Annotated in this window: 12 protein-coding genes; 9 read left to right on the plus strand and 3 right to left on the minus strand. The window is 73.4% G+C overall.

All coding sequences use genetic code 11. The features are described 5' to 3' along the window. The 4 genes from KCH_RS32000 to KCH_RS38155 all read left to right on the plus strand — a co-directional run. On the plus strand, positions 1-1,887 hold a 1,887-nt coding region (locus KCH_RS32000), incomplete at its 5' end, for a glycoside hydrolase family 5 protein (protein ID WP_035874722.1). 438 nt (positions 1,888-2,325) lie between these two features. Beyond that, entirely contained in the window at positions 2,326-2,697 is a 372-nt protein-coding gene (locus tag KCH_RS32005) for a VOC family protein (protein WP_035874724.1), read from the plus strand. A 68-nt stretch (positions 2,698-2,765) separates the two neighbouring features. Next, positions 2,766-3,224, plus strand: coding sequence for a hypothetical protein (locus tag KCH_RS38150; RefSeq protein WP_157032278.1), 459 nt, complete (start codon positions 2,766-2,768; stop codon positions 3,222-3,224). Between the two features lie 4 nt (positions 3,225-3,228). Then, on the plus strand, positions 3,229-3,699 hold the full coding sequence (locus KCH_RS38155; protein ID WP_157032279.1) for a hypothetical protein: 471 nt from the start codon (positions 3,229-3,231) through the stop codon (positions 3,697-3,699). A 100-nt stretch (positions 3,700-3,799) separates the two neighbouring features. Here the strand turns inward: KCH_RS38155 and KCH_RS32020 are convergent, their stop codons facing one another. Further along, the gene (locus tag KCH_RS32020; protein WP_035868886.1) at positions 3,800-4,273 is read right to left on the minus strand and encodes a carboxymuconolactone decarboxylase family protein; all 474 of its coding nucleotides are present in this window, start codon (positions 4,271-4,273) and stop codon (positions 3,800-3,802) included. A gap of 216 nt (positions 4,274-4,489) precedes the next feature. Between KCH_RS32020 and KCH_RS32025 the strand changes: the two genes are divergently transcribed. After that, entirely contained in the window at positions 4,490-5,470 is a 981-nt protein-coding gene (locus KCH_RS32025; protein WP_341865442.1) for an NAD(P)H-dependent flavin oxidoreductase, read from the plus strand. Positions 5,471-5,512: 42 nt separating this feature from the next. On the opposite strand, the gene KCH_RS32030 is transcribed toward KCH_RS32025, so the two are convergent. Together KCH_RS32030 and KCH_RS32035 are read right to left on the minus strand one after the other, a co-directional pair. Further along, the gene (locus KCH_RS32030) at positions 5,513-6,706 is read right to left on the minus strand and encodes a DUF6183 family protein (RefSeq protein ID WP_244305522.1); all 1,194 of its coding nucleotides are present in this window, start codon (positions 6,704-6,706) and stop codon (positions 5,513-5,515) included. 42 nt (positions 6,707-6,748) lie between these two features. Next, a complete protein-coding gene (locus KCH_RS32035) occupies positions 6,749-8,200 on the minus strand; it encodes an aminopeptidase P family protein (RefSeq protein ID WP_035868888.1) in 1,452 nt (483 codons plus the stop codon). Positions 8,201-8,416: 216 nt separating this feature from the next. Here KCH_RS32035 and KCH_RS32040 point away from each other — a divergent pair, with 216 nt between their 5' ends. The 4 genes from KCH_RS32040 to KCH_RS32055 form a co-directional block, all read left to right on the plus strand. Continuing rightward, positions 8,417-10,159, plus strand: coding sequence for an ABC transporter substrate-binding protein (locus KCH_RS32040; RefSeq protein ID WP_035868891.1), 1,743 nt, complete (start codon positions 8,417-8,419; stop codon positions 10,157-10,159). A gap of 113 nt (positions 10,160-10,272) precedes the next feature. Beyond that, positions 10,273-11,145, plus strand: coding sequence for an ABC transporter permease (locus KCH_RS32045; RefSeq protein WP_051653678.1), 873 nt, complete (start codon positions 10,273-10,275; stop codon positions 11,143-11,145). Beyond that, positions 11,142-12,131 (plus strand): ABC transporter permease, encoded by a 990-nt coding sequence (locus tag KCH_RS32050; RefSeq protein ID WP_035868893.1) that lies wholly within the window; start codon positions 11,142-11,144, stop codon positions 12,129-12,131. Before KCH_RS32045 ends, KCH_RS32050 begins: the two co-directional genes overlap by 4 nt. Continuing rightward, the coding region (locus KCH_RS32055; RefSeq protein ID WP_035868896.1) for an ABC transporter ATP-binding protein at positions 12,128-12,992 on the plus strand (865 nt) is incomplete at its 3' end. The genes KCH_RS32050 and KCH_RS32055, both read left to right, overlap by 4 nt.

The following is a 12,992-nucleotide window of genomic DNA, read 5'->3' on the forward strand; positions in this document are numbered from 1 at the left end:
CCCGCCCCCGCCACCGCCGCCCCGGCCCCCGCCGCCCCCGCTCCGGCGGGCGCGGTGCTGACGGGCACGGTGCTGACGGGGCCTCAACTCGCCGCGTCGTGGACCGGGCCGCTGAGCACCCGGGGCCGCTGGATCGTCGACGCCGGCGGCAACCGGTTCAAGCTGAAGGCCGGCAACTGGGCCGGCGCGCAAGGCACCTGGGAGGGCAGCGGATCGACCACCGATCCCGCCAACAACCAGGCCGGACAGGTGTCCTACAACATCCCGCTGGGCCTGGACCGCGTCCCGATCTCCGACATCCTGGCCGGCTTCCACACGCTGGGCCTGAACGCCGTCCGGCTGCCGTTCGCGAACGCGCTGGTCCACGACACCGTGCCCGTCCCGGACGCGGCGGTCACCGCCAACCCGCAGCTCAAGGGCCGGACACCGCTCCAGGTGCTGGACGCGGTGGTCGCCGCCCTCACCGCCGACGGCTTCGCGGTGATCCTCAACAACCACACCACCAGCTACCGGTTCTGCTGCGGCCTGGACGGCAACGAACGCTGGAACAGCGGCCAGAGCACCCAGCAGTGGGAGAACGACTGGCTGTTCCTGGTGGGCCGCTACAAGGACAACAAGCGCGTCGTCGGCGCCGACCTGCGCAACGAGGTCCGCCGCGACACCTGGAACGACGCCAACTGGGGCTGGGGCGACGACCACGACGAGTACGCCGCGTTCGAGGAGGCCGGCAACCGCATCCTGCAGGCCGACCCCGACATGCTGGTGGTGATGGAAGGCATCAACTGGCAGGGCATCCCGACCGACATCACCCCGCACACCCGGCCGATGCTCACCCCCGTCGCCAACCTCTCCAACACCCTGATCCGCTCCGACAAACTGGTCTACGCCGCGCACTTCTACGCCTACACCGGCCCCGCCAACACCGGCGCCGGATCCGGCCCCGGCTCCACCAGCGACCCGCGCTACCAGGACTTCACCCCCGCCCAACTCGCCCAGGCCGTCGACCAGGAGGCCCTGTTCGTCACCCGGGCCGGCCAGCACTTCACCGCACCCGTGTGGATCAGCGAGTTCGGCGCCGCCGGCCGCGACGAGACCAGCACCAAGGAACAGGCCTGGTGGACCGGCTTCACCGACATCCTGGTGAAGAACGACACCGACTTCGCGGTCTGGCCGCTGGTCGGCTGGGCCGACAACAGCGGCAAGCCGCAGGACAGTTGGGCCCTGCTCTCGTACACCCCCGGCGGCGCCCGGACCGGCCTCCCGGACGGCGGCGACTGGCGCGCCACCGACTGGAACAAGCTCGTCAACGCGCCCGGCCTGACCGGCCCCGTCGCCCCCGCCCCGCGCTGGAACATGCTCGACCTCGACTTCGGCGACCAGATCACCTCCGCCCGGATGCTCGCCCAACCCGACTGGAGCGTCGGCAGCCGCAAGGGCGTCTGCCCCGACACCCAGCGCCTGATCGGCCTCGGCCGCGGCGACGGCCGGGGCCTGTGCACCGACGCCGCCCAACCCGCCCAGGCCCCCGGTGCGTACGTCACCGTCACCGGCTGGACCAACACCGGACAGGGCGACTGGGCGCCCGGCTACGACAAACTCCAATGCCCCGACCGGTACTACGCGATCGGCTACAGCCAGCGGAAGAACGCGATGAGCGCCCTGCTGTGCGCCCCCGCCGCCACCGCCCTGCCCACCACCGGCCACGTCACCTGGTTCGACCACGGCGACAACCGCCCTGCGGGCGCCGGCTCCACCGCGAGCGACTGGGCCCCCGGCTACTACAAGGGCCAGTGCGCCGACAACGAGTACATCGCCGGCGTCGCCGACACCTGGCGCTACCTGGAGTACGGCGTCCCGGACGCACTGCTCTGCCGCCCGCTGAGCTGACGCCCGGCCCACCGCCGCGGCCCGCCACCCGCGGGCCGCGGCGGCGGGGTGCGTACACGAGCGTGATCCGGTGCGGGGCCAGGCGGACGGAAGAACCGTCAGGCCTCGCACCGGACCTGCTCGGGCCGTCCCCCACGCTGCCAGGAGCGGGCGGTGGTCCCGGCAGCGGCGAGGGCGGCGGACCGTCGGGCAACAGCGCGAGGTATCCGCCGTCGTCCTCCGCGGCGACGGTGCGCGGCTCCGCCCGGATACGCGAGGGCGTCGACGCTGCCGCCCGCGAGCAGGCACTCCCACTCGACCACGGCCCCCTCGGGGGAGAAGGAGCCGAAGTCCGCCGAGTCGCACGCCGGCCCCGGGCCGGTCATTCTGCCGCCCCAACCGGTCGCGCTCGTGGGGGAGTTGGCGCGCGGCGGCCGGGGATGGGCGAGAATCGGCGCCATGGTGCGTATCGGGTCAGTGGTGCTGGGTGTGTCGGACGTGGCGCGGGCGACCGCGTTCTGGACGGAGGCGCTCGGGTACGCGCCGCGGGAGGAGGCGACCGAGGAGTGGGTGGTGCTGGTGCCCCGGGACGGGGGCGGTGGCGTGCAGGTCGCCCTCGGGCGGAGCGGGACGCCGGTGCAGGAGGAGCCGCGGGTGCACCTCGACCTCTACGCCGCGAGTGCGGCCGAACAGGCCGCCGAGATCGAGCGGTTGGTGGGTCTCGGCGCGCAGCGCGTCGCCTGGGAGCGGTACCCCGAGGACCCGGACTTCGTGGTGCTCGCCGACACCGAGGGCAACCGCTTCTGCGTGATCGACACCGCGCACTCCTGACGGCCCGTCGGGCGGCGGCGGGGAAAACCGCTGGCCGGGAGGGTGGCCGGGGCGGCAGGCTGCACACCATGGAGACTGTGCGGGTGGCGGCGTTCCGCCGGGCCGTCGGGTGGCTGATGCCCGAGCAACTGCCGATGGCGGCTGCGGAGTTGCTGGCCGAGGGCCAGGACTCCCCGGCGCGGCGGGAGCTGGCCGGACTGAGCGGTCGCGAGCCCGCCGCGGAGATGGACGGCCTGTGGGCGGGCGCGCTCGACGGGCTGGGCGCGGAGCGACCCGGCCAGGAGGCCGCCGAGCGGTGGGCGCTGCGCGAGGTCGCGGCCCGGCTGCACGCCGGCGCTCTCGGCTCGGCCCGGGAGGCGCTGGCGGCCGTCAACGGGCTGGACTTCGCCGAGGGGGAACGGGAGCTGACGTTCCGCCGGGTGGCGCGGGGCTGCTGCGAGGACTGCGTCGCCGAGGACGGCGCGGCGTACGACGCGTGGGACGCCGAGGTGCGGGCCGCGGCGGCCGCCCTCGTCACGGAGGGATGAGCGGATGCGAGTGCTCGCCCTGAGGTACTTCGCGGGCGCCCTGTCCACCGCCGAACTACCGATGGCCGCCGCCGAGTCGGTGGCCGACGGATGGGATTCGCCGGCCCTCTGCGACCTGGCCGGGCGGGGGAGCGGCGAGCCGGCGTCCGAGTTGGAGCCGCTGCTGCGCCAGGCGCTGGACGACCTCGCCGTGCCCTGCCCCGAGGAGTCGGAGGCCGAACGGTGGCTCCTGCATCACCTCGCCGCACAGCTCGCCGACGACCGGCTCGCGCCCGTGGCCCTCGCCGCAGCGCTGATGCACCGGGAGGTCGGGGCCGCGGACGACACCGAGGAGACGCTGCTCGTCCTGCTCGCCCAGTACTGCCCGTGCTGCTGCCCGGACCGGTGGACCGCGAAGGAGTTCCGCAGCTGGGAGTCGGACGTCCGCTCCGCCGCCTCCGCCCTCGTCGCCTCCGCCCTCGCCGGGCCCGCCTGAGCGGGGGCACTCCCGGGCCGGGGAGTCGTCCGCCCGGCGCGGGGCGTGCCGCTGCCGCCGGCCTCGCCGGGGTGGCGGGGGCGGCGGCAGCGGGGGTGGGTCAGGCGAACTGGCCGGGGACGTAGTCGCCCGCGGGCTGGCGGATCAGGACGTTGATGCGGTTGTAGAGGTTGATGACGGCGATCAGGCCGACCAGCGCGACGAGCTGGTCCTCGTCGTAGTGCTTGGCGGCCTCGGCCCAGGCCTCGTCGCTGACGCCGCCCGCGGCGTCGGCGATCCGGGTGCCCTGCTCGGTGAGTTCCAGGGCGGCGCGCTCGGCCTCGGTGAAGACGGTGGCCTCGCGCCAGGCGGCGACCAGGTGCAGGCGCTGCGCGGTCTCGCCGGCGTGCGCGGCGTCCTTGGTGTGCATGTCGGTGCAGAAGCCGCAGCCGTTGATCTGGCTGGCGCGGATCTTCACCAGCTCCTGGGTGGCGGCCGGCAGCGTCGAGTGGCCGAGGACCGCACCGGCCGAGTTGACGTGCTTGAAGACCTTCTGCGCGAGCGGGTTGGCGAAGATGTTGAGACGTGCGTCCACGGTCGGGCTCCTTGTCGTGTCGAGCTTCTGCAAGGACTGACCCCGCTGCTCCCCCAGATGTGACAGCCCCGCCGATGTGATGCCGGTCACACTACCCGCCGGGGTGTGCCCCGCCGCGAAAGCGGCGCCGCGTCGCGGCGGGCACGGCCCGGCCGCGACCGCCGGCGTCGTAGGGTGGGGGCCGACACGGCGGCGCGCGAGGGTGAGGGAGCGGCAATGGAGTTCGACTGGGAGGTGCCGCTGGTCGCGGCCCCGATGGCGGGCGGACCGACCACCCCGGAACTCGTCGCGGCCGTGAACGGAGCCGGCGGCCTCGGCTTCCTCGCCGCCGGCTACCGGTCGGTCGAGGACACCCTCGAACAGGTCCGCCGCACCCGCGAGCTGACGGACCGTCCGTTCGGCGTCAACCTGTTCGTCCCCGCCGAGCCCTCCGACCCCGGGCCGGTCGCCGCCTACCGCGAGCGGCTGCTGCCGGAGGCCGAGCGCCGCGGCGTCGAACTGCCCACCGCGATCCGGCCCGACCGGGACGGCTGGGAGGCGAAGATCGAGGCGCTGCTGCGCGATCCCGTCGCCTACGTCTCCTACACCTTCGGCCTGCCCGGCCGGGACGAGGCCGACGCGCTCCGCGCCGCCGGGATCCGCCAGGCCGGCACCGTCACCTGCCCGGACGAGGCCCGCGCCGCCACCGCGCTCGGCCTGGACGTCCTGGTCGTGCAGGGCCCGGAGGCCGGCGGCCACCGCGGCACCCACCGCACCGAGGACACCCCCGGCACCCTCCCGCTGCTCGAACTCCTCGCCGCCGTACGGGAAGTGACGCCGCTGCCGCTGATCGCCGCCGGCGGACTCGGCACCGGGGCGGCCGTCGCCGCCGCGCTGCGGGCGGGCGCGAGCGGCGCCCAGCTCGGCACCGCCTACCTGCGCACCGACGAGTCCGGGGCCTCGCCCGCACACCGCCGCGCCCTGGTCGAACTCCCCGGCACCACCGTCACCCGGGCCTTCACCGGCCGCCCGGCCCGTGCCCTGCGCAACGCCTTCGTCGCCCGGTACGACGCCGAGGCCCCGCGGCGTACCCGGAGGTCCACTACCTCACCCAGCCGCTGCGCGCCGCCGCCGCCCGGAGCGGGGACACCGACGGCATGCACCTGTGGGCGGGCACCGCGCACGCCCTGGCCCGCGAGGGCGGCGCGGCGGATGTGACCCGCGCCCTGTGGGAGGACGCGCAGCGCGCCTGACGGGCCGTCAGTCGGTGTCGGTGGCCGCCAGGACGGCCAGCCGGCGGCCGTCGGGGGAGAGGGCGGCGAGGCCGCGGTCCCAGGCGATCTGGGTGTACCAGGTCGAGGTGGGGGCGGCGAAGGCGAACCAGCGGCAGGCGGTGGCGCGGGACTCGACGGTGGCCGGGGTGGCGCCGGCCAGCGCGGTGAGGGACTGCCAGGCGGCGAGGCGGCCGTAGGCGCCGCGGGCGCCGGCGTTGTAGGCGCCGCCGGCGGAGGCCGCGCCGAACAGCACGCGCCAGGCCTCGGCGGGCGGGCAGCTGGAGACGGCGAGGGTGCCGGCCGTGGTGCCGGCCAGGCAGTCGAGGCCGGCGGCGAGCAGCGCGGCCCCCACCGCTCCGGCGGGCAGCGGCTCGGCGTACGCGAACACCCGGGCCTCGACCTCGCCGTTGGACTCCTCGATCCAGTCGGCGAAGGCCCGGCCCAGCCCGGCGGCGACGTCCGCCGTGGTGGTCTCGGTGGCGGCCGGGAGCGGCTGGTCGCGACGGGTCGTCAGCCGCTCGCCCGCGGACGAGCCGTCCGGCAGTTCGTGGACGCTGCCCCGCGCACCGTAGCTCGGCGGGTCGGCGAGGATCTCCAGCGGAGAGAGCGTCAGTGGCAGCCCGCCCAGCGGGTGGTGGGCGTGGTGCGGGGCGGTCGCCCAGGCGAGGGCACCGGGGATCGCGGCGAGGTCCACGCCGCGCAGCACCGACTCGTGGACCAGGCAGGCGCGCAGCTCGTCCGTCGCGGGGCCGGTGAACACCGCCGCGAGGTCCTCGGGGCGCTGGCCGGACGCCAGCAGTGCGGCCGCGAGGCGTTCGCGGTCACGGTCGGAAGGCGGTACGGCGGTCAGCAGGCGCAGCGTCTGGCGGACGTGCGCGGCGGCGGGCGTGGTGGCCAGCAGGCGCAGCAGGTGGTCGAAGACGTTCCGGTACTGCCACACCAGGTGGGCCTCGGGCAGGTGGGGGCGCAGGGCGAGGCCGAGGTCGGCGAGGAAGGAGGGGTCGCCCTGCGCGAGCCGTTCCTCGGCCTCCGCCCAGATGCCGGTGACGCTCTTCGACTGCGGCAGTTCGGCCACGATGCGGGCGATGCGGCCGGCGTACTCGGCGCGGTCGGTCCGGTCGGCGTGCTCGGCGTGCTCGGCGCGGTCGGTCCGGCCGGTGCGGGCGATGGGCTCGGTCATGAGGGCCGAGCCTATGCACCCACCGCCCGCCCGATCACCTGGTTATCGGTCGGCCAGCAGCCCGCCCATCCAGGACTCGATGCCGTCCACCGTGCGGGGCAGCGCGCCGGACATCAGCCGGGCGCCGTCGGCGGTGATGACCAGGTCGTCCTCGATCCGGATGCCGATGCCGCGCAGCGCGGGCGGCAGGGTCAGGTCGTCGGGCTGGAGGTAGAGGCCGGGCTCGACGGTGAGCACCATGCCCTCGGCCAGGACGCCGTCCAGGTAGGTCTCCGCGCGGGCCTTGGCGCAGTCGTGGACGTCCAGGCCGAGCATGTGGCCGCTGGCGCACAGGGTGTAGCGGCGGTACAGGCCGGAGTCCTCGCGCAGCGCCTCCTCGGCGGGCACCGGCAGCACGCCCCACTCGGCGAGGCCCTCGGCGATCACCCGCATCGCGGCGCGGTGGAAGTCGCGGAAGGACGCCCCGGGGCGCAGCGCGGCGATGCCCGCGTCCTGGGCGGCGAGGACGAGTTCGTAGGCGTCGCGCTGCGCGGAGGAGAAGGCGCCGGACAGCGGCAGGGTACGGGTGATGTCGGCGGTGTACAGCGTGTCGGTCTCCACGCCCGCGTCCAGCAGCAGGAGTTGGGCCGGGTCGAGCGGACCGTCGTTGCGGATCCAGTGCAGCACGCAGGCGTGCGCGCCGGACGCGACGATGGTCTCGTAGCCGGTGCCGTTGCCCTCGGCGCGGGCCCGGGCGTTGAACGCGCCCTCCAGGACCCGCTCGCCGCGGTGGTGGCGCAGCGCGGCGGGCAGCGCCCGGACCACGTCGGCGAAGCCGGCGGCGGTGTGGTCGACGGACAGCTGGAGCTGCTCGACCTCCCACGGGTCCTTGATCAGGCGCAACTCGGAGAGCGCGGCGGCGAGTTGCCCGTCCCGGACGGCTTGCTCGGCGGACGGGCGGCCGGCCAGCGCGTCCACGACCGGGTCGACGTCGGCGAGGACGCGGGTGGGGGCGGAGCCGGTGAACAGCTTCGGCAGGTCGTCGAGGTGGGCGGTGCGCAGGCCGGTGAGCTGGGCGGCCTCGGCGAGGTCGGCGCGGCGGCCGACCCAGAACTCGCCGTAGCGGCGGTCCCGGTAGAACTCGGCGGAGCCACCGGCCCGGTCCGAGCGGGGGCGCAGGTACAGCACCGGCTCGCCGTCCGGCTCGATCACCAGGACGTGGCCGACCTGCTCCTCGCCGGTGAGTCCGGTCAGGTGCGCGTAGGCGCTGTGCGGGCGGAAGCGGTAGTCGCAGTCGTTGCTGCGGACCTTCAACTGCCCGGCGGGGACGAGCAGTCGCTCACCGGCGAAGGCTTCGGCGATCCGGGCCCGGCGGGCCGGGAAGTGCGCGTACCCGGGGACGCGGTGGTCGGCGGGCAGCGGGGTGGCGGCCCACTGGTCGGCCATGAAGGCCGCCAGGGCGGGGGTGACGGGGAGGTCGTGGCTGCCGGTGTTCAGGGCGGGCTGGTCGGCCATGGTCGGGGCTCCTCCGAGCGGGGGACGGGACAACGGGGATGGGGGCAAGGGAAGTTGCGCTGCTGAGCGGTGGCAATGACACGGCTCGATAACGGTCCGTCCGCCTCATTGCGCAGTGCAATTTCACATTACTATGTTACGGGTCACATCTCAGAGCGGGCCAGTCCCCGGCGGCACGGATCCCCGGTTGAGCGGCCCCCGGTACCGGAGTCGGACATGAACAGGCGTACCCACGTCGCCCTCGCGGCGGCCATCGCGGCATCCCTCACCCTCGGCCTCGGCGCGTGCACCAGCGCCGGCAGCGACGGCGGCGGCGACAACGGCGGACAGCAGGGCGTCACCACCGCAGGCGACGGCATCATCGGCGGCACCCCCGTCAAGGGCGGCACCCTCACCATCCTGTCGAACCAGGACTTCGACCAGCTCGACCCGGCCCGCAACTGGACCATGCCGGTGATGGACGTCGGCGTGCGGATGCTCTACCGCACCCTGACCACCTTCAAGGCCGCCCCCGGCGCCGAGGGCCTGAAGATCGAACCCGACCTCGCCACCGACCTCGGCACCCCCAGCGACGGTGCGAAGACCTGGACCTTCCACCTGAAGGACGGCCTCAAGTACGAGGACGGCACCCCGATCGTCGCCGACGACATCAAGTACAACGTCGAACGCTCGTACTCGCCCGAACTGCCCGGCGGCCCCGACTACGCGGTCCGCTACCTCAACGCCCCCGACGGCTACAAGGGCCCGCTGGCCGGCGAGCGGCTCGGCAAGGAGGCCATCGAGGTCCCCGACGCCAAGACCATCGTGTTCCACCTCAAGCGCCCCGTCGCCGAGTTCGGCTACACCGTCACCCTGCCGACCTTCGCGCCCGTCCCCAAGGCCAAGGAGGCCGGCGCCAACTACTCCAACCACCCGGTCTCCTCCGGCCCCTACAAGATCGAGAGCTACGACCGCGGCAAGCGCATGGTGCTGGTCCGCAACACCAACTGGGACCAGGCCACCGACCCGGTCCGCAAGGCCTACCCCGACAAGATCGTGGTCGACCAGACCCTCAAGGGCACCGGCATCGCCGACCGCCTGATCGCCGACCAGGGCGACGACAAGAACGCCGTCTCCTACGTCGACCTGACGCCCTCGAAGATCTCCGAGGTGCTCACCAACCCCGAGGTGAAGAAGCGCCTGATCAGCGAGAACGCGGGCTGCACCACCAAGCTGGACATGAACACCACCAAGGCCCCGTTCGACAACGCCAAGGTCCGCCTGGCCATGCAGTACGCGGTGGACAAGGAGTCCTTCGCCGCCGCCATGGGCGGCCCCGCGTTCAACGACATCGCCACCACCTACCTGCCGCCGGTGCTCACCGCAGGCGCCCCCGTCGACCACTTCATGATCAAGCCGGCCGGCGACCCCGAGAAGGCCAAGCAGCTGCTCGCCGAGGCCGGCTTCCCGAACGGCTTCTCCACCGAGATGGTCACCTCCACCGGCGGCAAGCCGCAGGCCGAGGCCGTCCAGGCCGCCCTGAAGCGGGTCGGCGTGAACGTCACCATCACCACCGTCGACCCCACCGCCGTCAACTCCATCGTCGGCGACAAGGACAAGCAGCCCGGCCTCACCAGCCTCGGCTGGTGCCCCGACTACCCGTCCGCCGCCACCTTCCTGCCGATGATCTTCGACGGCCGCGCCATCAAGGACAAGGGCAACAACGGCAACATGACCCGGTTCAACGACCCGGCCGTCAACGCCGAACTCGACCGGATCGCCGGCATGGAGGACCTGCAGAAGGCCAACGCCGCCTGGCTCGCCCTGGACGCCAAGATCATGGACGCCTCGCCCGCCGTCCCCCTGGTCTGGCAGAAGAAGCCCGTGCTGGTCGGCTCCAACATCGCCGGCGCCTACGCCCACCCGGTCTGGGCCGGCCAGATCGACTACGCGGTCCTCGGACTCAAGTCCGCCAAGTAGAGCGGGAGTTGCTGAAATGACCACCCCGCTCGCCCCGGCCCCGGCCGGGGGAGCGGGGCCCCGGAGAACCCCGCGGCCCCGCCACCGCCCCCGCCTCGCCCTGGGCCCTCGCCCTGCACCGCCTGCGCCGCCAGAAGACCGCTCTCGTCGGCGCCGGCATCATCGCCTTCTTCGTGCTCGCCGCACTCCTCGCCCCGGTGCTCACGGCGATCAGCGGCACCCGCCCCGACACCGTCGACAAGAAGGCCGTCGACCCCTACCTCGGCGGCCTGCCCCGCGGCTCCCTCGGCGGCATCAGCTCCCAGCACTGGCTCGGCGTCGAACCGCTGCTCGGCCGCGACATCTTCGCCCGCCTCCTCTACGGCGCCCAGATCAGCCTGCTGGTCGCCTTCAGCGCCGCCCTGCTGATCACCCTGATCGGCACCGTCCTCGGCATCACCGCCGGCTACTTCGGCGGCCGCGTCGACGCCCTGATCAGCCGGCTGATGGACGTCATGATGTCCTTCCCCAGCCTGATCTTCATGATCGCGCTGCTCTCCGTCGCCCGGGACGTCAACCGCGTCCTGCTGCTGATCGGCGTCATGTCGCTGTTCTCCTGGCCCTACATCGCCCGCGTGGTCCGCGGCCAGACCCTCTCGCTCAAGCACCGCGAGTACGTCGAGGCCGCCCGGGCCGGCGGCACCGGCAGCGCCCGCATCCTGTTCGGCGAGATCCTGCCCAACCTCACCGGCACCATCATCGTCTACGTCACCCTCGCCGTCCCCGGCCTGATCGGCACCGAGGCCGCCCTCAGCTTCCTCGGCGTCGGCATCCGCCCGCCCACGCCCTCGTGGGGCCAGATGATCTCCGACGCGGTGCTCTACTACAAGGTCGACCCGATGTTCTTCATCCTCCCCAGCGCCTGCCTGTTCCTGGTGGTCCTGGCCTTCACCCTGGTCGGCGACGCCCTGCGCGACGCCCTCGACCCGAAGGGCAGCCGGGCATGATCGGATACCTGCTGCGCCGGCTCGCCGCGATGGCCGCCACCCTGGTGATCGTCTGCGCGCTCACCTTCGCCGTCTTCTACCTGCTCCCCAGCGACCCCGCCGCCCAGTTCTGCGGCAAGGACTGCTCCACCGAACGCATCGAACTCGTCCGGCAGCAGCTCGGACTGGCCGACCCCCTGATCGTCCAGTTCTGGCACTACCTCAAGGGCATCTTCGCCGGCCAGACCCTCGGCACCGGCCAGTACGCCGTCCAGTGCGGCTTCCCCTGCTTCGGCTACTCCTTCCAATCCGCCCAGCCCGTCTGGGACCTGATGATGGACCGGCTCCCCACCAGCATCTCGCTCGCCCTCGGCGCGGCCGTGCTCTGGCTGGTCCTCGGCGTCGGCGCCGGCGTCGTCTCCGCACTGCGCCGCGGCACCTGGCTCGACCGCACCCTGATGGTCGGCACCATCGGCATCGCCGCCCTGCCGGTCTACTTCACCGCGATGATCCTGCTCTACCTGGTCGTCACCGTCGCCGGACTGCTGCCCTACCCCCGCTACATCGCCTTCACCGAGAACCCCGGCCAGTGGATCGCCAACCTGATCCTCCCGTGGATCACCCTCGCCCTGCTGAACGCCGCCATCTACGCCCGGATGACCCGCAACTCCGTCATCGAGACGATGGCCGAGCCCTACGTGCGCACCGCCCGCGCCAAGGGACTGCCGGAACGCCGCGTCGTCGGCAAGCACGGACTGCGCCCCGCCCTCACCCCCGTCGCCACCATGCTCGGCATGGACCTCGGCGGGCTGCTGGCCGGCGCCCTCATCACCGAGTCCCTGTTCAGCCTCCCCGGCATCGGCAAACTCTTCGCCGACTCGCTGAACAAGTCCGACCAGCCGGTCATCATGGGCGTCACGCTGCTCGCCTCCTTCTTCATCGTCAGCTCCAACCTGGTCGTGGACCTCGTCTACGCCTGGATCGACCCGAGGGCGAGGCTGTCATGACCCCCCACCCGCTGCTCGACGTCCGCGACCTCGCCGTCGAGTTCCACACCGCCGAAGGCACCGTCCGCGCCGTCAAGGGCATCGACTTCACCGTCGAACGCGGCCGCACCCTCGGCATCGTCGGCGAATCCGGCTCCGGAAAGTCCGTCACCTCACTCGCCGTCATGGGCCTGCACCGCGGCGCCACCGTCACCGGCTCCGCGAAACTCGACGGCACCGAACTCATCGGCGCCCCCGACGACCGGCTCCGCACCCTGCGCGGACGCCGGATGGCCATGGTGTTCCAGGACGCCCTCACCGCCCTCCACCCCTACTTCACCGTGGGCGACCAGATCGCCGAGGCCTACCGCCAGCACTTCGGCGGCACCCGCCGGGCCGCCCGCGCCCGCGCCGTCGAGGTCCTCGGCGACGTCGGCATCCCCGAACCCGCCCGCCGCGCCGGCGAACACCCGCACCAGTTCTCCGGCGGCATGCGCCAACGCGCCATGATCGCCCTCGCGCTGTCCTGCGAACCCGACCTGATCATCGCCGACGAACCCACCACCGCCCTCGACGTCACCGTCCAGGCCCAGGTCCTCGAACTCCTCATGCGCCTCCAGCAGGAACGCGGCCTCGGCATCGTCATGATCACCCACGACCTCGGCGTCATCGCCCGGGTCGCCGACGAAGTCCTCGTCATGTACGGCGGCTCCGCCGTCGAACAGGCCCACGCCGACACCCTGTTCACCGCCCCGCGCCACCCCTACACCCGCGGCCTGCTCGACTCGCTGCCCCGCCTCGACGCCGAGGACGGGGAGGAACTCCGCTCCATCCCCGGCACCCCGCCCTCGCTGCTCGCCCCGCCCCCCGGCTGCGCCTTCC

This window comes from Kitasatospora cheerisanensis KCTC 2395 (assembly GCF_000696185.1).
Lineage (GTDB): Bacteria > Actinomycetota > Actinomycetes > Streptomycetales > Streptomycetaceae > Kitasatospora > Kitasatospora cheerisanensis.

Coding starts and splice junctions, on each gene's coding strand:
- KCH_RS32035 (WP_035868888.1), bottom strand. CDS start 8,200: ATGGCCGACCAGCCCGCCCTGAACACCGGCAGCCACGACCTCCCCGTC.
- KCH_RS32040 (WP_035868891.1), top strand. CDS start 8,417: ATGAACAGGCGTACCCACGTCGCCCTCGCGGCGGCCATCGCGGCATCC.
- KCH_RS32050 (WP_035868893.1), top strand. CDS start 11,142: ATGATCGGATACCTGCTGCGCCGGCTCGCCGCGATGGCCGCCACCCTG.
- KCH_RS38150 (WP_157032278.1), top strand. CDS start 2,766: ATGGAGACTGTGCGGGTGGCGGCGTTCCGCCGGGCCGTCGGGTGGCTG.
- KCH_RS32005 (WP_035874724.1), top strand. CDS start 2,326: ATGGTGCGTATCGGGTCAGTGGTGCTGGGTGTGTCGGACGTGGCGCGG.
- KCH_RS32030 (WP_244305522.1), bottom strand. CDS start 6,706: ATGACCGAGCCCATCGCCCGCACCGGCCGGACCGACCGCGCCGAGCAC.
- KCH_RS38155 (WP_157032279.1), top strand. CDS start 3,229: ATGCGAGTGCTCGCCCTGAGGTACTTCGCGGGCGCCCTGTCCACCGCC.
- KCH_RS32025 (WP_341865442.1), top strand. CDS start 4,490: ATGGAGTTCGACTGGGAGGTGCCGCTGGTCGCGGCCCCGATGGCGGGC.